Source organism: Pseudomonas sp. B21-035 (genome assembly GCF_024748945.1).
Taxonomy (GTDB): Bacteria; Pseudomonadota; Gammaproteobacteria; order Pseudomonadales; family Pseudomonadaceae; genus Aquipseudomonas.
In genome coordinates, this window is sequence record NZ_CP087179.1 from 1,711,196 (window position 1) to 1,734,007 (window position 22,812).

The window sequence follows — 22,812 nt, forward strand, 5'->3', positions numbered from 1 at the left end:
AGCGGGCTTGCCCCGCGATGCTTTCAGGTACCCGGCAATCTCAGGTCGGTAGGGGTGATATCGCGCTCCTGCGGCCCCTCGTCGACAAACCCCACCGGCACCTTGCCCTTGAGCTGCCAGGCAAAAGCGATGATTTCGGCGATGGTCAGGTACAGGGCCTCGGGGATCTGATCGCCCAATTCCATGCGCGCCAACAGGCGCACCAGTTCGGCGTTCTCGTAGATCGGCACTTCATGCTCGCGGGCAATCTTCAGGATTGCCTCGGCCAGCTCGTCGTCGCCCTTGGCGCTGAGGGTCGGGGCCTGCTGACCGTCGTAAGTCAGGGCGATGGCCTGGCGTGGGTTCTTGTCGCTCATGCCTGTTCATCCACCCATCGTTGTTCCAGGTGCGTACGCGGTCCCTGGGGCGGTGTGCCGTGATGGCAGTGCAGTTCGGTAACGTTCAGGCCACGGGCCAGCAAGCGTTCGCGCAAGTTGCCAAGCTGGCTTTCGATCAATTGCGCAGTGCTCGGCCGTTCGGCCCATAGCTGGCTCGACAGGCTGCCCTGGGTGATTTGCGCCTGCACCTGCAGTGGCCCCAGTGGATCGAGATCGAAGGCCAGCTCAATGCGCCAGAGCATTTCCAGTGGATCGCGACGCTCGCGTTCCGGGTCGCTTTGCTGCTCCGGGGTTTCTTCGCGCTGCAGCTTCATTTGCAGCGGCATGAAGTCCTGACCGTTGCGCAGGGGGATTTCCAGTTGCCAGGTGGTCTGCAGGTTGCCATCGGCGGTGGTGCCGGTCTGCTCAAGGCTTGCCAGCTGATGGCTTTGCAGGCGCGAGATGGCTGAGGCGGCCAGGCGCAACAGGTGCTCGAGGTCGCCTTCCCCGTCCTGGCTTGGCAATGACCGTGAGGGCAGGGGGAAACCGCCGGGCTGTGGTCGCGGGCTGACCTGGCCGAGCATGCCCAGGGCGCTGCGGACCATGCCGGGCATGACCTGGGCCAGGGTACTGGCGGCCGCGGCGGGGTTGAAGGTGGCGTTGCCCGGCAGCCCCGGCAGCAGTTGCGCCACCAGGCGCGTCACCTGCGCCTTGAGGTCAGGTGCGAGAGTCGCGGGCAGCCCGGCCAGCAGCTTGGCCTCAAGAAACACGCCGCTGTTGCTCAGGGCCTGGGCCAGGCCTTTAGGGTCGCTGAGCTGACGCACATCCGGCAGGCTGGCCAGCAACTTGTCGACGTTGACGCGTACCTCGGCGGGCTGATTGTTATCGCTGCGCACCTGCTGCAGGGCGCTGAGCAAACCCTGCAGTGAGGCTTGGCGGCTCTGCTGGCTGCTCAATTGCTGGCTGATTGCCAGTTGTTCCTGGCGGCCGCTGAGCGGCACGAAGCTCAGCGACTGATCGCCCTGCACCCGGGCACTGAGCAAGCTGCCCACCGTTAGCGGACGCGGGCTGTCGATGGCCAGGGTGGCGCCGGCCTGCGGGCCGCCGAGCAAAGTGACCAGCGAGCGAAACTGCGCCAATTGGCCGGCGTTTGCCGGCAATGCCTGGCTGGTAACGACCTTGCCTTGCAGCAGGGTGCCCACCGGCAGCTCGCGGGTGTCGATGCGGGTCAGGGTGGCGACGCTGCTGGCGATGGCTTGCTGCACTGTAATGCTCAGGTTGGCATTGCTGCTCTGGGTGACCGCCAGCTGGCTGCCCTGGGCCAGGGGCAGGGTGCTGCTGGCCTGGACATTGGTTTGCTTGCCGTTGTCCTGGGTCAGCTTGAGCAGCATCTGGAAGTCCTGGCCGACCTGGCGCAGGGCCAAGACCTCGGCCTTGGCGGTTTCGCCCGGGGCCAGCAGGGCCTGCTGCGGTTGCAGCAGGCGCAGCAGTTCGCCGGTCATCGCCGAGCGCAGCTGCGGGCTGGCCGGAATCTGTGTGCCGAGGTTGTTGATTTCGCCTGTCATCCGCTCGCAACCTGTTGAAATAGCCCTCTTTGCAGTAGGACATCACATGTATAATGCCGCCCGATCTTTGGCGATCAGCGCGGCCGGGCCACATCGTCGTTGCCAGTATAACGGCAAGGCCGGGACCGACTTGAGACAGGCATCCCAAGCATAAGGCGAAACCGTGACCCCTCATCTCCAAGCCGTGGGCCTGGCCTGCGAGCGCGACTGGCGAATGCTCTTCGAAAACCTCGAATTGCACCTGGGCGCAGGCGACATGCTGCAGATCAGCGGCCCCAACGGCAGTGGCAAAACCAGCCTGTTGCGCCTGATGGCCGGGCTCATGAGCCCGACCGCCGGGCAGATTCTAGTCAGCGGCAAGCCGTTGGCCGAACAGCGCAACGAACTGGCGCGGATCCTCCTGTGGATCGGCCACGCCGCCGGCATCAAGGATGTCCTCAGCCCCGAAGAGAACCTCGCCTGGCTCTGCGCCCTGCATCGCCCTGCAGCGCCGGCGGCGATCCGCACGGCCCTGGAAGCGGTCGGCCTGCGCGGCTTCGAAGACGTCCCCTGCCACACCCTGTCGGCCGGCCAGCAACGCCGCGTGGCCCTGGCCCGGCTGTACCTGGACAGCCCGCCGCTGTGGATTCTCGACGAACCGTTCACTGCCCTCGACAAACAGGGCGTGGCCCAGCTCGAAGCGCACCTGGCCGCCCATTGCGAGCAGGGCGGCATGGTCGTGCTGACCACCCACCACACGCTGGAGCGCAAGCCGTCCGGTTACCGTGAACTGAACCTGGGGCAGTGGGCCGCATGAGTGTCTTTGTGCTGTTGTTGCGCCGTGAAGCGCGCCTGTTGTGCCGACGTCCCGCCGAGCTTGCCAACCCGCTGGTGTTCTTCGCCATCGTCGTTGCGCTGTTCCCGTTGGCGGTCGGACCCGAGACTCAATTGTTGCAAACCTTGTCTCCGGGGCTGGTCTGGGTGGCAGCGCTTTTATCGGTTCTGCTCTCGCTGGACGGGCTTTTCCGCAGTGATTTCGAGGATGGCTCGCTCGAACAGTGGGTCCTTTCGTCGCACCCCCTGCCTCTTCTGGTGCTGGCGAAAGTGCTGGCACACTGGGCCTTTTCCGGCCTGGCACTGGTATTGTTGGCACCCTTGCTGGCACTGATGCTAGGTTTGCCTGCGGCGTGCCTGCCGGTACTGCTGGCATCGCTCTTGCTCGGTACCCCGGTACTGAGCCTGTTGGGCGCCGTGGGTGCGGCCCTGACAGTCGGCTTGAAACGTGGCGGCCTGCTGCTGGCGCTACTTATTTTGCCGTTATATATCCCGGTATTGATCCTGGGCAGTGGCGCCTTGCAGGCGGCACTGCAAGCTATGCCGGCGACCGGTTATCTGCTCTGGCTTGGCAGCCTGACCGCCCTGGCAGTAACTCTGGCACCCTTTGCAATAGCGGCTGGCCTGAAGATCAGCGTCGGCGAATAATGAGGTCTGGGCCCAGCCCAGCAAAGACCCTGGATGTACCGTGATGAAAAGCAGCGCAATCAGCTGGACGTGGTTTCACAAACTGGGTTCACCCAAATGGTTCTATTCCATCAGCGGGCGGATGCTGCCGTGGCTGGCGATTGCCGCCATCCTGCTGATCGGCATCGGCGTGGTCTGGGGCCTGGCCTTCGCGCCCCAGGATTACCAGCAAGGTAATAGCTTCCGGATCATCTACATCCACGTGCCGGCGGCGATGCTTGCCCAGTCCTGCTACGTGATGCTGGCGGTGGCCGGGGTGGTGGGCCTGGTGTGGAAGATGAAGATCGCCGACGTCGCCCTGCAATGCGCGGCGCCCATCGGCGCCTGGATGACCGCCGTGGCGCTGGTCACCGGCGCCATCTGGGGCAAGCCGACCTGGGGCAGCTGGTGGGTCTGGGATGCGCGACTGACGTCGATGCTGATCCTGCTTTTTCTGTACTTCGGTCTCATTGCCCTGAGCCATGCCATCAGCAATCGTGAGAGCGCGGCCAAGGCCTGCGCGGTGCTGGCCATCGTCGGGGTGATCAACATCCCGATCATCAAGTACTCGGTGGAGTGGTGGAACACCCTGCACCAGGGCGCCACCTTCACCCTCACCGAAAAGCCGGCGATGCCCGTCGAGATGTGGCTGCCGCTGCTGCTGACGGTGCTGGGTTTCTACTGCTTCTTCGGCGCCGTGCTGTTGCTGCGCATGCGCCTTGAGGTGCTCAAGCGCGAGGCGCGCGCCAGCTGGGTCAAGGAGGAGGTATTGAACAGCCTGGGTCGGGAGATGGCGCGATGAGCTTTGCCTCCTTCAGTGATTTTCTCGCCATGGGCCATCACGGCCTGTACGTCTGGTCGGCCTACGGCATCTGCCTGCTGGTGCTGGCCCTCAACGTCGCCGCGCCGGTGCGCGCCAAGCGCCGTTATTTGCAAGAACAGGCGCGCCGTCTGCGCCGGGAGAACAAACCGTGAATCCGCAGCGTAAAAAGCGTCTGTTCATCATCCTCGGCCTGCTGGCCGGGATTGGCATTGCCGTGGGCCTGGCCCTGAGTGCCCTGCAACAGAACATCAACCTGTTCTACACCCCGACCCAGATCGCCAACGGCGAAGCGCCGCTGGACACCCGCATCCGCGCTGGCGGCATGGTCGAGAAAGGCTCGCTGCAACGCTCCGGCGACTCGCTGGACGTGCGCTTCGTGGTCACCGATTTCAACAAGTCGGTGCCGATCACCTACCGCGGCATCCTCCCCGACCTGTTCCGCGAAGGGCAGGGCATCGTCGCCCTGGGCAAGCTCAACGCCGAAGGCGTGGTAGTGGCCGATGAAGTGCTGGCCAAGCACGACGAGAAATACATGCCGCCAGAGGTCACCAAGGCCCTCAAGGAAAGCGGCCAGGTCGCCACCGATGCCGGAGCCAAGCCATGAATGCGGCACTGATCATTCCTGAACTGGGCCAGCTGGCGATGATCCTGGCGATCTGCTTCGCCTGCGTCCAGGCCACCATCCCGCTGCTCGGCGCCTGGCGCGGCGACAGCCTGTGGATGAGCCTGGCGCGCCCGGCCGCCTGGGGCCAGTTCGCCTTCCTGGCGTTCGCCTTCGCCTGCCTGACCCACGCCTTCATGACCGACAACTTCTCGGTCGCCTATGTGGCCAACAACTCCAACAGCGCCTTGCCCTGGTACTTCAAGTTCAGCGCCGTGTGGGGCGCCCACGAGGGCTCGCTGCTGCTGTGGGCGATGATCCTCGGCGGCTGGACCTTTGCCGTGTCGATCTTCTCCCGGCAATTGCCGCAGGTGATGCTGGCGCGGGTGCTGGCGGTGATGGGCATGATCAGCGTCGGCTTCCTGTCGTTCCTGATCATCACCTCCAACCCGTTCAAGCGCCTGCTGCCGCAGATGCCGAGTGACGGCGCCGACCTCAACCCGCTGCTGCAGGACATCGGCCTGATCGTTCACCCGCCGATGCTGTACATGGGCTACGTGGGCTTCTCGGTGGCCTTCGCCTTCGCCATCGCCGCCTTGCTTGGCGGGCGCCTGGACGCCGCCTGGGCGCGCTGGTCGCGGCCGTGGACCATCGTCGCCTGGGCCTTCCTCGGTATCGGCATCACCCTCGGTTCCTGGTGGGCCTATTACGAGCTGGGCTGGGGCGGCTGGTGGTTCTGGGACCCGGTCGAGAACGCCTCGTTCATGCCCTGGCTGGTCGGCACCGCGCTGATTCACTCGCTGGCGGTCACCGAGAAGCGCGGCGTGTTCAAGAGCTGGACGGTGCTGTTGGCCATTGCCGCGTTCTCCCTGAGCCTGCTGGGTACCTTCCTGGTGCGTTCCGGGGTACTGACCTCGGTGCATGCCTTCGCCTCCGACCCTGAGCGCGGCATCTTCATCCTGATCTTCCTGCTGTTCGTGGTCGGCGGTTCGCTGACCCTGTTCGCCCTGCGCGCGCCAGTGGTCAAGAGCCAGGTCGGCTTTGCCCTGTGGTCGCGGGAAACCCTGCTGCTGGCCAATAACCTGATACTGGTGGTGGCGGCGTCGATGATCCTGCTCGGCACCCTTTACCCGCTGATTCTCGATGCCCTGACCGGGGCCAAGCTGTCGGTCGGCCCGCCGTACTTCGATGCGCTGTTCATCCCGTTGATGGCGCTGTTGATGGTGGTCATGGCGGTGGGCGTGCTGGTGCGCTGGAAAGACACCCCGAGCAAATGGCTGCTGGGCATGCTCACCCCGGTGCTGATCGCCAGCGCCGTGCTGGCACCGATCGGCGGCCTGCTGGTGGATGACTTTGACTGGCAGGTGCTGACCACCTTTGCCCTGGCTGCGTGGATTGTCCTGGCCGGGGCCCGCGACATCCTCGACAAGACCCGCCACAAAGGCTTGTTCAAAGGCCTGCGCGGCCTCAACCGCAGCTACTGGGGCATGCACGTCGCCCACCTGGGCCTGGCGGTGTGCGCCCTGGGCGTGGTGCTGTCGAGCAACAACAGCGCCGAACGCGACCTGCGCCTGGCGCCGGGCGAGTCGGTGGAGCTGGCCGGTTACCAGTTCATCTTCGAGGGCGCCAAGCATTTTGAGGGGCCGAACTTCACCTCCGACAAGGGCACCGTGCGGGTGGTCGAAAACGGTCGTGAGATCAGCGTGCTGCACCCGGAAAAACGCCTGTACACCGTGCAGCAGTCGATGATGACCGAAGCCGGCATCGATGCCGGTTTCACCCGTGATCTCTACGTCGCCCTCGGCGAGCCGCTGGATAACGGCGCCTGGGCGGTGCGGGTGCACGTCAAGCCGTTTGTGCGCTGGATCTGGCTGGGCGGCCTGCTGACCGGCCTGGGCGGTTTGCTGGCGGCACTGGATGGTCGCTATCGCGTCAAGGTTAAAACCCGTGTGCGTGAGGCACTGGGCATGTCTGGAGCTACTGCATGAAGCGTTGGATCATGGTGCTGCCGCTGGCGGTGTTTCTGCTGGTGGCGGTGTTTCTCTACCGCGGGCTGTTCCTCGACCCGAGCGAACTGCCCTCGGCGATGATCGGCAAGCCGTTCCCGGCCTTTGCCCTGCAATCGGTCGACGGCAAGCCGCTGACCGAGGCCGACCTGCTCGGCAAGCCGGCGCTGGTCAACGTCTGGGCCACCTGGTGCCCGTCGTGCAAGGTCGAGCACCCGTACCTGAACAAGCTGGCCGAGCAGGGCGTGGTGATCCACGGCGTCAACTACAAGGACGACAACGCCGCCGCACTGAAGTGGCTGGCCGAGTTCCACAACCCCTACCAGCTCGACATCCGTGACGAGCAGGGCAGCCTGGGCCTGGACCTGGGTGTTTATGGCGCGCCGGAAACCTTCCTGATCGATGCCAAGGGCGTCATCCGCTACAAGCACGTCGGGGTGGTTGACGCCACCGTTTGGCGCGAGCAACTGGCGCCGCAGTACCAGAGCCTGGTCGATGAGGCCAAGCCATGAAGCGCTGGCTGGCGGCCGCCGTCCTCGGCCTGAGCCTGGCCGGGGTAACCCAGGCGGCGATCGATACCTACCAGTTTGCCGATGAGGCGGAACGCGCGCGTTATCACGAGCTGACCAAGGAACTGCGCTGCCCCAAGTGCCAGAACCAGGACATCGCCGACTCCAACGCACCGATTGCCGCCGACCTGCGTCGGGAGATCTTCCGCATGCTCGGCGAGGGCCAGAGCAATCAGCAGATCATCGACTTCATGGTCGATCGCTACGGTGATTTCGTCCGCTACAAACCGGCCCTGAGCGCCCGCACCTGGCTGCTCTGGTTTGGCCCTGGCGTGTTGCTGCTGGGCGGCTTCACCGTGCTCGCGCTGATCGTGCGCAAGCGCCGTGGCCAGGCGGCAGCAGGCAACGCCGACCTTTCGTCCGAGGAGCGTGAGCGCCTCGCCAAATTGCTGGACAAAGAACAGACCCATGACTGATTTCTGGCTTGCTGCAGGCCTGCTGTTGCTGGTGGCCCTGAGCTTTTTGCTGATCCCGGTGTTGCGCGGCCGTCGTGCGCAACAGGAAGAAGACCGTACCGCCCTCAACGTCGCCCTGTATCAGGAGCGCGTCGCCGAACTGGCAAGCCAGCAGGCCGCCGGGGTGCTCGATGCCGAGCAGTTCGGCAAGGGCCGCGACGAGGCCGCGCGCGAGCTGCTGGCCGACACCGAGGGCGCTGAACCGCAGCGCCTGGGCCGCCTGGGCAAACCCTTGCCGCTGCTGGCGGCGGTGCTGGTGCCGCTGATGGGCCTGGGCCTGTACCTGCACTTTGGTGCCAGCGAGCAGGTCGAGCTGACCCAGCAGTTCGCCAAGGCGCCGCAGTCCATGGAAGAAATGACCCGCCGCCTGGAGCTGGCCGTCAAGGCCCAGCCGGATTCGGCCGAAGGCTTGTACTTCCTTGGCCGTGCCTACATGGCCCAGGAGCGTCCGGCCGACGCCGCCAACGTCTTCGAGCGTGCCGCCGCGGTTGCCGGGCGCCAGCCGGAGCTGCTCGGGCAGTGGGCGCAGGCGCTGTACTTTGCCAACAACAAGCAATGGAGCGGGCAATTGCAGGCCCTCACCGACGAAGCGCTCAAGGCCGACCCCAACGAAGTCACCAGCCTTGGCCTGCTGGGCATCGCTGCATTCGAGGCTGAGCACTACCAGCAAGCCATTGATTACTGGAACCGCCTGCTGGCGCAACTGCCCGAGGGCGACGCCTCGCGGGCAGCGTTGCAGGGCGGTATCGAGCGCGCCAGCGACAAGCTCAAGGCCGGCGAGGGCAAGGCCGCACCGGCAGTTGCCGAGCAGGGCACGGCACGCCTGAAGGTTCGGGTCGAGCTTGCGGCGGCGCTCAAGGACAAGGTCAAGGCCGATGACACTGTATTCATCTTTGCCCGTGCAAGTTCCGGCCCGCCGATGCCGCTGGCGGCCAAGCGGGTAACCGTGGCGCAGCTGCCGATCGAGGTCGAGCTGAGCGACAGCGACGCGATGATGCCGAACATGAAACTGTCGAGCTTCCCTGAAGTCCAACTGGTTGCGCGCATCTCTCGCGCTGGCCAGCCGACCCAGGGCGAATGGGTTGGCAAGGGTGCTCCGCTGGCCAGCAGCACGACCGCTGCGCAGCACCTGACCATCGACAGCCCGGACCAGTAAGAGACCGACTATGAACAGCATCGCACGCCTGACCCTTCTTTCCCTGGTTGTGGGCTTGAGTGCATGTACCGTTCACCAGCCCTCCGAACCCACCGCGCCGCCAATCGAAACCCTGCCGCCGGGCCCGGGCAGCAAGCCTGCGCCCAAGCCGGGCGCGGTGCCGAGCAAGCCGGCCGTGACCCCGGTGCCCAAGCCAGTGCAGCGTACCTCACCGAGCTTTGCGCCTCCGCCCGGTGGCGCCAGCCACTGGGACCCGCGCCTGGGCGTGTATGTGCTCGACGGCAAGACCAACACCTTCTATCGCCAGCGCACCTACTACCGCTGGAACAACGGCTGGAGCTGGTCGACCAACCTCAACGGCCCCTGGCAGGAAACCGACAGCAGTGGCGTGCCGGGCGGTCTGGGCCGGGCTTTCGCCCAGTAACCTGAGCTGCGCATAATGCCCCCTCGCCAATAGCCCGGGAGCAAGGCATGACACAAACGGTACTGGTGCTGGTAGAAACGGTCGACGACTACCTTCCCCTGTTGGAACACAACGGCTTTCGCCTGATCCGCGCGCAGACCCCGGCCTTGCGCGCCGAGGCCATTGCCCGCCATGGCAGCCAGATCGATGCAGTGCTGACCCGGGGTCCGCTGGGCCTGTACGCCGATGAAATGGCCGCGTTGCCCGCCTTGAAAATCATCTGTGTGATCGGTGCCGGTTACGAGCAGGTCGACCTTGCGGCCGCTGCTGCCCGGGGTATTACTGTGACCAACGGTGCTGGCGCCAATGCCACGGCGGTCGCCGACCATGCCATGGCCTTGCTGCTGGCGGTGGTGCGCGATATTCCCCGCGCCGATGCCTCGACCCGCCGTGGCGAGTGGAACCGGGTGATCAGCCCGTCGGTCAGCGGCAAGCGCCTGGGCATTCTCGGCCTCGGCGCGGTCGGCCTGGCGATCGCCAAGCGGGCAGCGCAGGGCTTCGACATGCCGGTGAATTACCACAACCGCACGCCGCGTAGCGACGTCGCTTATCACTATTGCGACAGCCCCCTGGCCTTGGCCCGGGAATCGGACTTTCTGATTGTCGCCACCCCGGGCGGCGCCGCTACTCACCAGTTGATCGACAAGCCGGTGCTTGAAGCGCTGGGGGCAGAGGGCTTTCTGGTCAACATCGCCCGGGCTAGCGTCGTCAGCACGGCGGACCTGGTCGATGCCTTGGAAAACGGCGTGATCGCCGGTGCCGGGCTGGATGTGTTCGATGACGAACCGGCAGTGCCCGAAGCCCTGAAGGCCTTGCCCACGGTAGTGCTGACCCCGCACGTCGCCGGCCAGTCGCCGGAAGCGGCGCGCGACACCGTGCAACTGGTGCTACGCAACCTGCAGGCGTTTTTTGCCGGCGAGCCGGTGCTGACCCCGGTCACGGCCTGACAGCTGCTAGACTTGCCGGCTCTTCTCCCAGCAAGGAGCCTTGATCATGTCCCTGGAAAAACACGGTAGCTGCCTGTGCGGCGCCGTCAAACTCAGCGTCAGCCTTGAGAAAGCCAGCGTCAACGCCTGCCATTGCGGCATGTGCCGGCAGTGGGGCGGCGGGCCGTTTTTGTCGGTGCACTGCGCGCAGCCAGTGAAGTTCACCCGCGGCCAGCCGGTGTTCCATGACTCCTCCGACTGGGCCCAGCGCGGGTTCTGCGGCGCCTGTGGCACGCACCTGTTGTACCGGCTGAAATCCGGCAATTTCGACGCGGTGTCGGTGGGTGTACTTGAGGGTGACACCGACTGGGTGTTCGACCTACAGGTGTATATCGACAAGAAACCTGAGTACTACTGCCTGGCCCGAGGCACGCCGACGATGACCGCAGCCGAAGTCGAAGCCATGTTCAGCTAAGCGCCAGCAACCAGTCCTCGAACACCTGCGCCGCCGGCGAGCGCAGGGCCTGTTTGTCGTGCACCAGGTAGTCGGCTTGCCCGGTGTGCACGACAAACTCCGAGACCTGGCGGATCAGGCCGTTGTCGATCCGCTCGCGGGCCATGAACTCCCAGCCAAGGCCCACGCCCATCCCCTGCATCACCGCATCGAACACCAGGTTGACCTGGTTGAAGGTCACCGCATTGGCCGGCGCCTGGTAACGCAAGCCCTGATGGCCGAACCAGTCCTGCCAGTCCAGGCAGTTCCAGGCCGAGGCATCCAGCTGGATCAACGGCAAGGCTTGCAACTCACTCAGTGACTGCACAGCGGGCAGGGCACGTTTGACGCTGGCGATCGGGTAGATGGCCTCATCGAACAACTTGCTGGCCTTGAGCGAGCTCCAGTGGCCATGGCCATAGAGAATGCCGAAGTCGTAATTGCCAATATCGCTTTCGCTGATTTCGTTGCTGGCATGAATGTTCACCGTCAGCTCCGGGTGCTGTTCGTTGAAGCGCAGCAGGCGCGGAAACAACCAGTACTGGGCCACCGCATGGGTGCAGATGACGCTGACGTTGCGGCTGCCGTGGCCGCTTTTAAGACGCAGCACATTGGCCAGCAGGCTTTCCAGCATGGGCTCGACGATGGCATTGAAGCCGTCGCCGGCCGCCGTCAGCGCGATGCCCCGGGCGCGCCGCTCGAACAGCAGCGCGCCGAGGTGTTCTTCCAGCAGCTTGATCTGTTTGCTCACCGCGCTCTGGGTCAGGTACAGCTCGCTGGCCGCGCGGGTAAAGCTGCCGGTACGCACCACTGCCTCGAACGCGATCAGGGTGTCCAGGGGCGGCAGGTGACGGCTGAAGCGGCTCATGTGACGGTCCGGTCTGGGGAATGTCTGAATCATAAGGTCGATGCTTTCAGCGTGAAAGGTATTCCTGCAGGGAATGCCTGCATGCCGAATGATCTTTTGTCCAGGCGCTGTCCAGGCGTTAGCCTGCGCTCTTCTTAGATCAGGAGCAGGCACGTGAAACGGGGTGTGGCGTATGCCGGGGTAGCCGGTGCGATGTGGGGGCTGGTATTGATGGTGCCGCAGCTGTTGTCGGAGTTCAGCCCGGTGCTGCTCAGCTGCGCGCGTTTCGTGCTGTTCGGCCTGGTGACCCTGGTGCTGGCGATCCCCATGCGCAAGGCCCTCGGACGCCTGACCCTGGGCGACCTGTGGATGATCGGGCGCCTGGCGCTGATCGGCAACCTGCTGTACTTCATCTGCCTGGTGGCGGCGATCCAGCGCCTGGGTGTAGCGCCGGCGTCGTTGATTGTCGGCGTACTGCCGCTGACCATCACCCTGTATGGCCGTCACGACAGCGGCGGGGTGGCGCTGCGTCAGTTGTTGCTGCCGCTGGGCCTGATCCTGGCCGGCATGCTGTGCATCAACCTGCAGACCTTTGCCCTCGAGCCGGGAGCGGTGGCCGACAAACTGGCCGGGGTACTTTATGCCCTCGGCGCGCTGGCCTGCTGGACCTGGTACGCGGTGCACAACAGCCGTTACCTCAAGCAGTGCGGGCATTTCGACAGCCATCAATGGTCGGTGCTCAACGGGGTGATGACCGGCGTGTTGAGCCTGGTGCTGGTGGCGCTGCTGGCGCTGTGGCAGCCGGCGCAGTTGCAGGTCGAGGCGGCGCCTGAGCGCTGGACGCTGTTCTGGCTGTACAGCCTGGGTTGCGCGGTGTTCGGCTCGTGGCTGGCGGCGCTGCTGTGGAATGCCGCGTCCAAGCGCATGCCAGTGACGTTGAGCGGCCAGTTGATCGTCTTCGAGACCCTGTTCGCTTTGCTCTACGCCTTCATCTGGCGTCAGAGCGGCCCGAGCCTGCTGGAGGGCCTGGCGATTGTCCTGGTGATCGGCGGCGTCTGCTGGTCGATGCGCCAGCACGAGCCGGGCAGGGTGGTGGTGACTGCCCAGGCTTGATCGCTGGCCTTGCAAAACCTCGCCAACCCTGCGAAAACGCTGGCCACCAAAGGCATATCCCGCTTCAACGAGGTCAAGCATGAGCAGCGAACTGCAAATCATCGATATCCAGCCAGGCGACGGCAAGGCCGTGGTCAAGGGCGCGCTGATCACCACCCAGTACACCGGCTGGCTCGCCGACGGCACGGAGTTCGATTCCTCCCACAGCCGTGGCAAGCCGTTCCAGTGCGTGATCGGCACCGGCCGGGTGATCAAGGGTTGGGACCAGGGCCTGATGGGCATGCAGGTCGGCGGCAAACGCAAACTGCTGGTGCCGGCGCACCTGGGCTATGGCGAGCGCAGCCTGGGCAAGATCCCGCCCAACTCCGACCTGACCTTCGAGATCGAGCTGCTCGAAGTCCTTACCCGCGACGATTGAGCGCCGTCGGTCTTAATTCAGCAACATCAAGGCGCTACAGTAGCTCTGGCTCAGGGCCGAGCGCTCAGGGATCGAACCAAATGGCATTCTTGCACTCTGAAGCATGCCCGATTCCACGGATGGAGCATCAGACAGGGATCCCCCCGCGGCTTCGGCCGCGGGGTGGCACAGGCGGGTCAGCCTCAACCCTTTTTGCTGTGAAGAGCCCTATGAAGTTGCCCTCCCTGTTCAAGCGTCACCGTCACGCTGCGTTGTCCCTTGCCCTGCTTGCCGGTGTCGGCCTGCTGGCCGTCGAGGCGCTGGAAAGCCGCGCAGCACCTGTGGACGGTGTGCAGACCCTGGTGTTCCTGCGTCATGCCGAAAAGCCCGGCGAGGGCCTGGGGCAGCTCAACTGCCAGGGCCTGAACCGCGCCCTGGACCTGGCCACCTTGCTGCCGGAGAAGTTCGGCAAGGCTGACTATGTGTTCGCGGCCAACCCGTCCCGGCACGTCGAAGAGGGCAGCAACGACGACGCCTACAGCTATATCCGCCCGCTGATGACCATCAGCCCCAGTGCCATCAAGCTCGGCCTGCCGGTGAACATCGACTTCGGCGCCAACGATACCGGCGATCTGGCCGACGAACTGCTGCAGGACAAGTACCGCAACGCCACCGTCTATACCGCCTGGTCCCACGGCTACCTGCCGGAACTGATCAACACCGTGGCCGGCAAGGCCCTCGGTGAAAAACGGGTGATCACCGACGACTGGGACGGTGAGGATTTCGACTCGATGTACGTACTGACCCTGACCTGGCACGACGGCAAGGCCAGCCTGCTCAGCCGCAACTACAAGCAGGGCCTGAACAACGGCGAGCACAGCTGCCCGAGCTGATACTCAGTTCAGCGCTTCGAACTGCCCCTTGGCCTCGCGCCATTCAAACACCTTGCCCAGGCAATAGCTGTTGGCTTCTAGCAGCACCTGGGTACTGCCGCCTTCAAGACGCACCTTGACGCTGTCGATACCCTGGCTGTAGCAACCGGGCAGGCCTACGTCGAGGGTTTGCACGCGCTTGCCGCTGGCCTTGTCGATGACCTCGATGGTCTTCACCCGGTCGTGGTCATCGGCCAGCGGAATCTGGAAATAGAAACGCTCGGTAGAGGCCGCCTGGGGCAGTGACGCAGTGCCGGCAGGCCAGACCTGTTGATGACCGAAGTCCGCTATCAGGCGCAACTCCAGGGGAAGTTGCCGGGCATTGGCGTAGGCCGTCCAGGTGCCGAGTATCGGCTTGGTGGCGGCGTTGTCATCGGGGTTGTAGAACTTCAGCCGAGCGGTGGGCAGACCGGCGCTGTCCAGTTCGTCCATGAACAACTGGCGGCCGGCGTTGACCGAGCGCTTGAGGCGGATCGGCGTGCGGTAGCGGTCGTAAAAGTAGAAACCGTGCTTGTAGTCATTGGTTTTCTCGATCACCAGGGTGATCGCCTGCTTGCCCAGGGTGCCCTGGTAAACGGACTGGTAAGCCTGGGCGCCCAGGCTCAGGCCGAGCAACCCGGCGCCCAGCAGGCATTTGCCCAAGGTGTTCATTGGTTGCGCTCCCTGGCTTGTTGCTCGGTCTTGAGCTCATAGCGATTGCTGTCGGCTTGATACACGTAGTACTGCGGGTCTTGCCCTGCAGCACCGCCGCTGGCCAATTGCCCGACCGGGATGGCCTTGAAATCGGTCACACCGTCAGCGTTGAAGTCGGCAAAACTCAGGCTCGCAGTGCCCTGGAAAAACAGCGCCAGGTTATCGATGACCTGCACCGGCTGGCCGCTGGTGCGATCGAGGACAGTGATGCGATCGATGGTGCCGACATACTCGCCGGCGGCCTTGTGTGCATGCACGCGAAATAGCCGGCGGCCGTCCAGCGGCAGTTGCAGCAGTTCGCCCTGCCAGGACGAATCCTGACGGTCGCTGAAGCGGGTCACGCGCTTGAGCGCCAGCGCCTGTCGTTCGCGGTTGCGCAGATCAACCCGGGTGCCGGTTAGCTCGCGGTCGTGGCTGAAGGCAAACGGCTGAATCAGCAGTGCAGCGGACGGCAGCTCCGGGTTGTTGAAGATGTTGATCAACAGCGGCAAGCGATAGTCATGGGGCGTGCGCTCAAGGGGGATCAGCCACTGGCGCTGTTCATCAAGCCAGTAACCCTCGAGGGTCTTGTGTTGGGCGTCGTAGGTCAGGGCGACTTCAATGGCGGTGTCGCCCTGGGTGCCGCGATAGACGTGCACGGGCGGCACGGCCAGGACGGTGGCACTGGCGAACAGCGCGGCAAACGCAATGAAAAGTCGAACCATGCTGCGATCCTTGCAAAGGTGGGGGCGCAAGGATGGGCTGCTTGTCAGCGCTTTTCAAGGCGAGACGCGCGGCTGACGTGGGCGATCTGTTCTTCGGCCCGTTCGCTGAACAGTTGCAAGAGGTCGTCGAGCGTGTGCGGCTGGCTTTCGTTGGCGCGGGTCAGGGCGTACAGGGTAATCGGCAAGGCCGGGTCCAACGGCCGCACCAGCGTTTGCGCCGAGCCTTGGGCGGTGAACGGATCGATCAAGGCCAGCCCGGCTCCGGATTCGACCATGGCCCGGGCCAGGGAGTAGGTCTGCACCCGGATGCTGGTGCGCGGCGCCGGCTCAAGGTTCTTCAGGTACTGGCCGACCTGGGCGGCCAGCGGGTCGCTGCTGCTCAGGCCGATCAAGGGCGCATCGGCCAGTTCTTCAACTGCCAGCGCCAAGCCCTGGCTGTCTGCGCTCCAGTAGCCTTTGGGGGCCAGTGCCACCAGCTTGCCGTGGGCCAGGGGCTGGACATTCAGGCCAGGGTGTTCGGGGTGGCGCAAGGTCAGGGCGACATCGATTTCGCGCATCAGCAACTGCTGCACCAGCTCGCGGCTGTGCAGGCTCGACAGTTCGCATTCGGACTGCGGGTGGCGCTCGGCCCATTGGCGGATCACCGGCGCAAACAGCGCCAGGGCCAGCGCCGGCGTCGCCCCGATGCGCAGGCGCATGCCCGGTTGCCGGCGCAGGCTGGCGGCCAGGCGCCGCACCCCTTCAACGCTGTCGCTGACCTTGTCGACTTCGCGTTCCAGGGCCAGGGCCTCGGGGGTGATCTGCAACTTGCCGCGCACCCGCAGGAACAGCGGGAAACCCAGCTGCGCTTCGGCGTGCTGGAGTATCTTCGACACAGCCGGCTGGGTGACGTGCAGCAACTGCGCGGCACCGCTGATGGAGCCGGTCTGGCGGATGGCCTGGAACACTTCGATATGACGCAAGCGCATGGGGTAGCCCATAACCTTTGTTTATGGTCTGCCCATTTTTATTCATTATCGTCAGGCTGTCACCGGGCCTAGTCTGAAGGCCTTCAGATTGGCGGATGAAAGCACATGGCACAGCGGGTAACGGTGATCGGCGGCGGCGTGATTGGTCTGGCAACGGCCTACGCGCTGGTGCGCGAAGGCTTTGCCGTCGATCTGGTCGAGGCACGCGAGGGCCTGGCGGGCGGCACCAGCTTTGCCAATGGCGGGCAGTTGTCCTATCGCTATGTCGCGCCGCTGGCCGATGCCGGGGTGCCGTTGCAGGCGCTGGGCTGGCTGCTGCGCAGCGAGTCACCGCTCAAGTTACGCCCGCGCCTGGACCTGGCGCAGTGGCGCTGGATGGGCGCGTTCATGGCGGCGTGTCGCAGTTCGGTCAATCGCACCAATGCCGCACATCTGCTGCGCCTGGCCTTGCACAGCCAGGGTACGCTCAAGCAATGGCGCGAGGACGATGGCCTGGACGGCTTTGCCTGGCGGCGCAATGGCAAGCTGGTGACCTTTCGTAATCGCGCAACCTTTGCCCATGCCCGCCAGCACCTGCTCGACCCGCAGGGCCAGCAGGTGCTGGATGCGCAGGAGATCCGCGCGCTGGAACCGGCCCTGGCCGATGCGCCGTTCATTGGCGGGGTGTTCACCGCGGATGAAGAGGTCGCCGATTGTCATCGTTTCTGCCTGGCCCTGGTCGAGCGCCTGCAGGCGTCGGGGCAATGCCGCCTGATGCTCGGGCAGGCAGTGACGCGCATCCGCCACAGTGGTGGGGTAGTGCAGGCGCTGGAGCTGAGCGAGCAGGTCGTGCCGGTGGAGCGCCTGGTGCTGTGCGCCGGGCACCGCAGCGCCAGCCTCGGCCTGCCGGGGCTGCAGTTGCCGATCTATCCGCTCAAGGGCTACAGCCTGACCGCACCGATCATGGCCGGGCAGCGGGCACCGCAGGTAAGCATCACCGACTACGATCGCAAAATCGTCTATGCCCGCCTCGAAGACCAACTGCGCGTCGCCGCCATGGTCGACATCGTCGGCTTTGATGAATCGCTCGATCCGGCGCGGCTGGCCAGCATGCGCCAGTTGGCCGGGGCGACCTTGCCCGATGCCGCCGACTACGCCCAGGCCCGCGAATGGGCCGGCATGCGCCCGGCCACCCCCAGCGGCGTACCGTTGCTCGGGGCCACGGCGTACCGCAACCTGTGGCTCAATCTTGGCCACGGCGCCCTGGGCTTCACCCTGGCCTGCGCCAGTGGCCAGCTGTTGGCCGAACTGATCGCGGGTCGCGCGCCGTCAATCGACCTGCACGGCCTGACCCCACGGGCGGCCTGAACCGAACAAGAACAACAACCGCAAGGAGTGTCCCGATGTCGATTCCCCGTTTGCACCGTCCTGCTCTGCTTGCCCTGTCATTGTGTTTTGCCCAGCCGCTGCTGGCGCAAACGCCGGCGCTCAGCGGCAGCCTGAAGAAAATCGCCGAATCCGGCAGCATCACCCTCGGCTATCGCGACTCGTCCATTCCGTTTTCTTATGTGGGCGACCACAGCGGCAAGCCCATGGGCTATTCGGTCGATCTTGCGGCTGAGATCGTCAAGCACCTGCAGGCCAAGCTGGCGGTGCCGCCGCTCAAGGTGCGCTACAACCTGGTGACTTCGCAGACGCGCATCCCGCTGGTGCAGAACGGCACGGTCGATCTGGAGTGCGGCACCACCGGGGTCACCGCCGAGCGGCAGAAGCAGGTGGATTTCTCCTATGGCTTTATTTTCGTCAAAGGCCAGTTGCTGACCAAAAAAGACAGCGGCATCCAGGGCCTGGATGACCTCAAGGGCAAGAATGTGGTCAGCACCGCCGGCACCACCAACGAGAAGTACCTGAAGAACTACAATCTGGAGCACCAGTTGGGGGCTTCGGTGATCAGTGCCAAGGACCACGGCGAGGCGTTCATGATGCTGCAGTCCGGGCGCGCGGCGGCGTTCTACATGGATGATGCGCTGCTGTACGGCGAGCGGGCCAAGGCGCGCAATCCGCACGACTGGGTGGTGGTGGGCGAGGCGCAATCGAAGGAGATCTACAGCTGCATGGTGCGCAAGGGCGATGACGGCTTGCTGGCGCTGGTCAATGAAGCGTTGGCGGATGTCTATCGCAGCGGGCGCATCGAGGCGATCTACAACCGCTGGTTCCAGCAGCCGATCCCGCCCAATGGCCTGAATCTGGAGTTTGCGATGACCAGTGAACTGAAGGGCCTGATTGCCAGGCCGTCGAGTGAGCCGGTGCAGTAGTTTCTGCGCTGTTATCAGGCCATCGGCGGCAAGCGCCGTTTCACCGGGGTCTTCTTGACGATCGCGGTGTTGGTCTCGGCGTGGCTGTTGAGCTTGTCCAGCACGGTATCGAGCTCTTCCATCGAGCGCACGTGCAGGCGCGCGATAAAGCAGTCATCGCCGGTGACCTTGTCGCACTCGGTGAACTCGGGGATGGCCATGATCTGCCGCTCCACTTCCTGCAGTTGCCCGGGCAGCGGCCGCACGCGGACGATGGCCTGTAGCTGGTAGCCGAAGCAGCGCGGGTCGATCTCTACCGTGTAGCCCTTGAGCACGCCACGCTCTTCAAGGCGGCGCAGGCGTTCGCTGACGCTCGGTGCTGACAGCCCGCTGAGCTGCGCCAGGGCCTTGAGCGAGCGCCGCGAGTCTTCCATCAGTGCCTGGATCAACAGTTGGTCGATATCGTCGGTCATACAGGCCTCGTTAGGCAAAATGCAAAAACTGCCTTGATAGTAAAGGTACAAGGTCAGTCTAGCCTGTTTTATCCACTGGAACGGTCGCCGCTGCCCTTGCCATAATTTGCCCATCGTCAAGGAGGTGAGTGATGGACAGTTCAATCCGCCGTGGGTCGTTCGAGATGGTCGCCGCGATGTTGATATCCGGGACCATTGGCTGGTTCGTGCTGGTGTCCGGGCAACCGGTACTGGATGTGGTGTTCTGGCGCTGTGTGTTCGGTGCTGGCACCTTGCTGCTGATCTGCCTGGCCATGGGCTTTCTCAAGCCCGGTATCCTGACCCTGGCCACCTTCGCCCTGGCGGTACTCAGCGGCGTGGCCATCGTCGGCAACTGGGTGCTGCTGTTTGCCTCCTACTCACGCGCCTCGATTGCAATCAGCACTGCGGTATACAACGTCCAGCCGTTCATGCTGGTGGGCCTGGCGGCGCTGTTTCTCGGTGAGAAAATCACCGCGCCCAAGCTGTTCTGGCTAGCGGTCTCCTTTGCCGGCATGCTGGCGATCGTCAGTGCCCATGGCAGCCAGGATGGCACTGGCAACGACTACCTGCTGGGCATCGCCCTGGCCCTGGGCGCGGCGTTTCTGTACGCCGTGGCGGCGCTGATCATCAAGCGCCTGAGCGGCACGCCGCCGCACCTGATCGCGCTGATCCAGGTGTGCACCGGCATCCTCCTGCTGGCGCCCTGGGCCAATACCAGTGGCCTGCCGGGCGACGTCGGTGCGCTGGCCAGCCTGGTGACCCTTGGCATCGTCCACACCGGGGTGATGTATGTGCTGCTGTACGGCGCGATCCAGAAGCTGCCGACCGCCTTGACCGGGGCGCTGTCGTTCATCTACCCGATCGCAGCGATTTTCGTCGACTGGTTCGCCTTTGGCCATCGCCTGGCGCCGCTGCAATGGCTGGGTGTGGCCGCGATCCTGCTGGCCGCGGCCGGCATGCAGCAAGGCTGGTGGTTCAAGCCTGCGCTCAAGGCCCCGGCGGTCAAGCCAGACTGACGGCTGCGCGATCGATCAGGGCGGCCACTTCGGCGGCCCTGGACACCAGCGAGGCATGGCTGGCCTCCAGGGTCAGCAGCTCCTTGGGCTGCAGGCGTTCTGCCATGAGTTTCTGGTTGTCCGGGTGGATCATCCGGTCCTGGGTCGAGAGCTGGTACCAGCTGGGTTTGTGCTTCCATGCGGGCTCACCGATGGTGTCACCGAAGGTGCTGGCCAGTGGCGCCTTCTGGGTCACGCTCATCACCAACCCTTCATCCTTACTCAGGTCCTGGCAAAAGCTTTCGTGCAGTTTGTCGGGTTTGATCCACAGGTAGCCATCGCCATCCGGTTGCAGGTTGGCTGCCGCTTGCGGCGGGTTCTTGGCGGTGATGGCGCCGGGGCTTTCGCCGCTGTCGGGGGCGAAGGCGGCGATGTACACAAGGCCGGCGACATTGGCCTGGTTGCCCATCTGGGTAATCACCGCACCGCCGTAGGAGTGGCCGACCAGCAGCACCTTGCCGGGTATCGAGGCGACCATCTTGCGCGTGCGTTCAGCGTCATCGGCAAGCGAGGTCAAGGGCATCTCCACCGCATGCAGGTTGCGGTGGCCCAGGCGTGACAGTTCGAGGATGACCCGGCTCCAGTGGGCGGCGCCGCCCCAGAAACCATGGACCAGGACTATGGACGGAGTGTCGCTCATGATCGTTCTCCAGCACAGGGGTGGAATGCTAGTGTAGATGCTTGTGCCTGTTTATGAAGGACCGCGCCGATGGCCCAGAACATCTACGACAATCCGGATTTTTTCCACGGTTACAGCCAGCTCGGGCGCTCGCGCGAAGGCCTGGCCGGTGCTGCCGAATGGCCGGCACTGCAAGCACTGTTGCCGCCAGTGGAGGGCCTTGATGTGGTCGACCTCGGTTGCGGTTACGGCTGGTTCTGCCGCTGGGCGGCGGAGCAGGGCGCAGCCTCGGTGCTGGGCCTGGACGTCTCGTCGCTGATGCTCGACAAGGCGCGGTCGAGCACGCTCGATGCGCGCATCCGCTACGCCCGCGAAGACCTCGACACTCTGGAATTGCCCAAGGCCGCCTTCGATCTTGCCTACAGTTCCCTGACCCTGCATTACATTGACGATCTGCCGCGCCTGTTCGCCAGCGTGCACGCGGCCTTGCGCTCGGGTGCACGGCTGGTGTTCTCGATCGAGCATCCGATCTACATGGCTTCGCGCAATCCTGGCTGGATCGTCGCTGCGGACGGCGGCAAGACCTGGCCGGTGGACAGCTATCAGCACGAGGGCCAGCGCGTGACCAACTGGCTGGCCGATGGCGTGATCAAGTACCACCGCACCCTGGGCACCTTGCTCAATCAGCTGATTGGCGCCGGTTTTACTCTGGCCCATGTACAGGAGTGGGGGCCGAGCGCTGAACAGATCCAGGCCTGCCCGGCATTGGCCGAAGAGCAGGAACGGCCCATGCTGTGTCTGGTGGCTGCGCACCGTTGAATCGCGCGGGTCGAACCTGATCTGGCAGGGTAGAATAGCCGGCTTTACCCGATTGAATCTGCCCATGACCTCTGTGATCGACACCCTCCAGCAGCACCTGCTCGCCGCCCTCGACCCGGCGCCGAGCGAAACCCGGCGCCTGTTCCATGGCCGCGGGCGCTGCTGGCCGGGGCTTGAGCAGATCACCGTGGACTGGCTGCAGGGGGTGTTGCTGGTGTCGCTGTTTCGCCAGCCGCCCGAGGGCCAGTTGCCGGCCCTGGAGCAGATGCTCCTGACGCTTGCCCAGGCGCCAGGCTGGCGCGGCCAGGCCATTCTGATTCAGCACCGCTACCTGCCGGACAGCCCCGGGCAGTGGCTGCTGGGTACCCCCAGCGAGCACTGGTTGATCGATGAGGACGGCTTGCGCTATCAGCTGGACCTGGGCCTCAAGCAGAACACCGGTCTGTTCCTCGACATGCGCTATGGTCGGCGCTGGGTGCGTGAGCAGGCGGCGGGCAAGCGCGTGCTCAACCTGTTCGCCTACACCTGCGGTTTTTCGCTGGCGGCGATTGCCGGTGGCGCCGAGCAGGTGGTCAACCTGGACATGGCGCGCTCGGCATTGAGCCGCGGGCGCGATAACCATCGGCTCAACGGCCATGACCTGGGCAAGGTGAGTTTTCTTGGCCATGAGCTGTTCAAGTCGTGGGGCAAGGTGCGCAAGTCCGGGCCCTATGACTTGATCATCATCGACCCGCCAAGCTTCCAGAAGGGCAGCTTTGTCCTGACCCAGGACTACCGCAAGATCCTGCGGCGCCTGCCGGAGTTGTTGAACGCCGGCGGCACGGTGCTGGCCTGCGTCAACGACCCGGCCGTTGGCCCGGACTTTCTCATCGAAGGCATGGCTGAGCAAGCACCGGAGCTGAGCTTTGTCGAACGCCTGGCCAACCCGCCGGAGTTTCCCGACAGCGATCCGGCGGGTGGCTTGAAGGCGCTGGTGTTCAGGGCCCTTGTGTAGGAGCGGGCTTGC

At 64.6% G+C, this 22,812-nt stretch carries 28 protein-coding genes; 20 read left to right on the forward strand and 8 right to left on the reverse strand.

Going from position 1 to position 22,812, the window contains the following annotated elements:
* Positions 1 to 23: 23 nt before the first annotated feature.
* Both LOY22_RS07920 and LOY22_RS07925 read right to left on the reverse strand, forming a co-directional pair.
* Positions 24 to 356: an EscU/YscU/HrcU family type III secretion system export apparatus switch protein gene (locus tag LOY22_RS07920; protein WP_045200334.1), complete on the reverse strand. Its 333-nt coding sequence runs from the start codon at positions 354 to 356 to the stop codon at positions 24 to 26.
* Complete coding sequence (locus LOY22_RS07925; RefSeq protein WP_045200336.1) at positions 353 to 1,921, reverse strand: flagellar hook-length control protein FliK; 1,569 nt, start codon at positions 1,919 to 1,921, stop codon at positions 353 to 355. Before LOY22_RS07925 ends, LOY22_RS07920 begins: the two co-directional genes overlap by 4 nt.
* Positions 1,922 to 2,084: 163 nt before the next feature.
* Between LOY22_RS07925 and ccmA the strand changes: the two genes are divergently transcribed.
* From ccmA to LOY22_RS07985, 12 genes are read left to right on the forward strand one after another with little or no spacing between them, the layout of a single operon-like run.
* Positions 2,085 to 2,717 carry a cytochrome c biogenesis heme-transporting ATPase CcmA gene (ccmA, locus tag LOY22_RS07930; RefSeq protein WP_045200338.1) on the forward strand — a complete coding sequence of 211 codons (633 nt, stop codon included), beginning with the start codon at positions 2,085 to 2,087 and terminating at the stop codon, positions 2,715 to 2,717.
* On the forward strand, positions 2,714 to 3,382 hold the full coding sequence (ccmB, locus tag LOY22_RS07935) for a heme exporter protein CcmB (RefSeq protein ID WP_026001415.1): 669 nt from the start codon (positions 2,714 to 2,716) through the stop codon (positions 3,380 to 3,382). The genes ccmA and ccmB overlap by 4 nt, the downstream gene beginning before the upstream one ends.
* 43 nt (positions 3,383 to 3,425) lie before the next feature.
* Positions 3,426 to 4,202: a heme ABC transporter permease gene (locus tag LOY22_RS07940; RefSeq protein WP_093385574.1), complete on the forward strand. Its 777-nt coding sequence runs from the start codon at positions 3,426 to 3,428 to the stop codon at positions 4,200 to 4,202.
* Positions 4,199 to 4,375 carry a heme exporter protein CcmD gene (ccmD, locus tag LOY22_RS07945; protein ID WP_038996352.1) on the forward strand — a complete coding sequence of 59 codons (177 nt, stop codon included), beginning with the start codon at positions 4,199 to 4,201 and terminating at the stop codon, positions 4,373 to 4,375. The genes LOY22_RS07940 and ccmD overlap by 4 nt, the downstream gene beginning before the upstream one ends.
* The gene (gene ccmE / locus LOY22_RS07950; RefSeq protein WP_045200340.1) at positions 4,372 to 4,827 is read left to right on the forward strand and encodes a cytochrome c maturation protein CcmE; all 456 of its coding nucleotides are present in this window, start codon (positions 4,372 to 4,374) and stop codon (positions 4,825 to 4,827) included. The genes ccmD and ccmE overlap by 4 nt, the downstream gene beginning before the upstream one ends.
* Positions 4,828 to 4,838: 11 nt before the next feature.
* Positions 4,839 to 6,812 (forward strand): heme lyase CcmF/NrfE family subunit, encoded by a 1,974-nt coding sequence (locus LOY22_RS07955; protein WP_176794336.1) that lies wholly within the window; start codon positions 4,839 to 4,841, stop codon positions 6,810 to 6,812.
* Complete coding sequence (locus LOY22_RS07960) at positions 6,809 to 7,342, forward strand: DsbE family thiol:disulfide interchange protein (protein WP_045200344.1); 534 nt, start codon at positions 6,809 to 6,811, stop codon at positions 7,340 to 7,342. Before LOY22_RS07955 ends, LOY22_RS07960 begins: the two co-directional genes overlap by 4 nt.
* Complete coding sequence (locus LOY22_RS07965; protein WP_045200346.1) at positions 7,339 to 7,815, forward strand: cytochrome c-type biogenesis protein; 477 nt, start codon at positions 7,339 to 7,341, stop codon at positions 7,813 to 7,815. Before LOY22_RS07960 ends, LOY22_RS07965 begins: the two co-directional genes overlap by 4 nt.
* A complete protein-coding gene (ccmI, locus tag LOY22_RS07970) occupies positions 7,808 to 9,010 on the forward strand; it encodes a c-type cytochrome biogenesis protein CcmI (RefSeq protein WP_045200348.1) in 1,203 nt (400 codons plus the stop codon). Before LOY22_RS07965 ends, ccmI begins: the two co-directional genes overlap by 8 nt.
* 10 nt (positions 9,011 to 9,020) lie before the next feature.
* Entirely contained in the window at positions 9,021 to 9,434 is a 414-nt protein-coding gene (locus LOY22_RS07975) for a lipoprotein (RefSeq protein WP_045200350.1), read from the forward strand.
* A gap of 47 nt (positions 9,435 to 9,481) precedes the next feature.
* On the forward strand, positions 9,482 to 10,420 hold the full coding sequence (locus LOY22_RS07980; protein ID WP_258597068.1) for a 2-hydroxyacid dehydrogenase: 939 nt from the start codon (positions 9,482 to 9,484) through the stop codon (positions 10,418 to 10,420).
* Positions 10,421 to 10,466: 46 nt separating this feature from the next.
* Entirely contained in the window at positions 10,467 to 10,874 is a 408-nt protein-coding gene (locus LOY22_RS07985; RefSeq protein WP_045200354.1) for a GFA family protein, read from the forward strand.
* Here LOY22_RS07985 and LOY22_RS07990 read toward each other — a convergent pair.
* Positions 10,867 to 11,760, reverse strand: a complete 894-nt coding sequence (locus LOY22_RS07990; RefSeq protein WP_093385566.1) for a LysR substrate-binding domain-containing protein — start codon at positions 11,758 to 11,760, stop codon at positions 10,867 to 10,869. The genes LOY22_RS07985 and LOY22_RS07990 overlap by 8 nt on opposite strands.
* A gap of 153 nt (positions 11,761 to 11,913) precedes the next feature.
* Between LOY22_RS07990 and LOY22_RS07995 the strand changes: the two genes are divergently transcribed.
* The 3 genes from LOY22_RS07995 to LOY22_RS08005 all read left to right on the forward strand — a co-directional run bounded on the left by LOY22_RS07995 (position 11,914) and on the right by LOY22_RS08005 (position 14,142).
* Positions 11,914 to 12,852 (forward strand): DMT family transporter, encoded by a 939-nt coding sequence (locus LOY22_RS07995; RefSeq protein ID WP_093385562.1) that lies wholly within the window; start codon positions 11,914 to 11,916, stop codon positions 12,850 to 12,852.
* 79 nt (positions 12,853 to 12,931) lie between these two features.
* On the forward strand, positions 12,932 to 13,270 hold the full coding sequence (locus LOY22_RS08000; protein WP_045200360.1) for an FKBP-type peptidyl-prolyl cis-trans isomerase: 339 nt from the start codon (positions 12,932 to 12,934) through the stop codon (positions 13,268 to 13,270).
* 209 nt (positions 13,271 to 13,479) lie between these two features.
* Entirely contained in the window at positions 13,480 to 14,142 is a 663-nt protein-coding gene (locus tag LOY22_RS08005; protein ID WP_045200362.1) for a hypothetical protein, read from the forward strand.
* Positions 14,143 to 14,145: 3 nt separating this feature from the next.
* Here LOY22_RS08005 and LOY22_RS08010 read toward each other — a convergent pair whose 3' ends face one another.
* Genes LOY22_RS08010 through LOY22_RS08020 form a run of 3 tightly spaced genes read right to left on the reverse strand, consistent with a single transcriptional unit; the run spans position 14,146 to position 16,546 of the window.
* Positions 14,146 to 14,832, reverse strand: a complete 687-nt coding sequence (locus tag LOY22_RS08010; RefSeq protein ID WP_258597072.1) for a hypothetical protein — start codon at positions 14,830 to 14,832, stop codon at positions 14,146 to 14,148.
* The gene (locus LOY22_RS08015) at positions 14,829 to 15,578 is read right to left on the reverse strand and encodes a hypothetical protein (RefSeq protein ID WP_093385553.1); all 750 of its coding nucleotides are present in this window, start codon (positions 15,576 to 15,578) and stop codon (positions 14,829 to 14,831) included. The genes LOY22_RS08010 and LOY22_RS08015 overlap by 4 nt, the downstream gene beginning before the upstream one ends.
* Before the next feature lie 44 nt (positions 15,579 to 15,622).
* Complete coding sequence (locus LOY22_RS08020; protein ID WP_093387641.1) at positions 15,623 to 16,546, reverse strand: LysR family transcriptional regulator; 924 nt, start codon at positions 16,544 to 16,546, stop codon at positions 15,623 to 15,625.
* A gap of 105 nt (positions 16,547 to 16,651) precedes the next feature.
* Here LOY22_RS08020 and LOY22_RS08025 point away from each other — a divergent pair, with 105 nt between their 5' ends.
* Together LOY22_RS08025 and LOY22_RS08030 are read left to right on the forward strand one after the other, a co-directional pair.
* Positions 16,652 to 17,893: a D-amino acid dehydrogenase gene (locus LOY22_RS08025; RefSeq protein ID WP_258597074.1), complete on the forward strand. Its 1,242-nt coding sequence runs from the start codon at positions 16,652 to 16,654 to the stop codon at positions 17,891 to 17,893.
* Positions 17,894 to 17,928: 35 nt separating this feature from the next.
* A complete protein-coding gene (locus LOY22_RS08030) occupies positions 17,929 to 18,840 on the forward strand; it encodes a transporter substrate-binding domain-containing protein (RefSeq protein ID WP_258597076.1) in 912 nt (303 codons plus the stop codon).
* Positions 18,841 to 18,854: 14 nt separating this feature from the next.
* Here the strand turns inward: LOY22_RS08030 and LOY22_RS08035 are convergent, their stop codons facing one another.
* Positions 18,855 to 19,292, reverse strand: a complete 438-nt coding sequence (locus LOY22_RS08035) for an Lrp/AsnC family transcriptional regulator (RefSeq protein WP_258597078.1) — start codon at positions 19,290 to 19,292, stop codon at positions 18,855 to 18,857.
* Positions 19,293 to 19,423: 131 nt separating this feature from the next.
* Between LOY22_RS08035 and LOY22_RS08040 the strand changes: the two genes are divergently transcribed.
* Positions 19,424 to 20,329 carry a DMT family transporter gene (locus LOY22_RS08040; RefSeq protein WP_258597080.1) on the forward strand — a complete coding sequence of 302 codons (906 nt, stop codon included), beginning with the start codon at positions 19,424 to 19,426 and terminating at the stop codon, positions 20,327 to 20,329.
* Here the strand turns inward: LOY22_RS08040 and LOY22_RS08045 are convergent.
* The gene (locus LOY22_RS08045; RefSeq protein WP_045200372.1) at positions 20,316 to 21,008 is read right to left on the reverse strand and encodes an alpha/beta hydrolase; all 693 of its coding nucleotides are present in this window, start codon (positions 21,006 to 21,008) and stop codon (positions 20,316 to 20,318) included. The two genes, LOY22_RS08040 and LOY22_RS08045, sit on opposite strands and share 14 nt — an antisense overlap.
* Positions 21,009 to 21,077: 69 nt before the next feature.
* Here LOY22_RS08045 and LOY22_RS08050 point away from each other — a divergent pair, with 69 nt between their 5' ends.
* Both LOY22_RS08050 and LOY22_RS08055 read left to right on the forward strand, forming a co-directional pair.
* Positions 21,078 to 21,806 carry a bifunctional 2-polyprenyl-6-hydroxyphenol methylase/3-demethylubiquinol 3-O-methyltransferase UbiG gene (locus LOY22_RS08050; protein WP_258597082.1) on the forward strand — a complete coding sequence of 243 codons (729 nt, stop codon included), beginning with the start codon at positions 21,078 to 21,080 and terminating at the stop codon, positions 21,804 to 21,806.
* Between the two features lie 64 nt (positions 21,807 to 21,870).
* Positions 21,871 to 22,800, forward strand: a complete 930-nt coding sequence (locus LOY22_RS08055) for a class I SAM-dependent methyltransferase (protein WP_045200376.1) — start codon at positions 21,871 to 21,873, stop codon at positions 22,798 to 22,800.
* Positions 22,801 to 22,812: the final 12 nt, after the last annotated feature.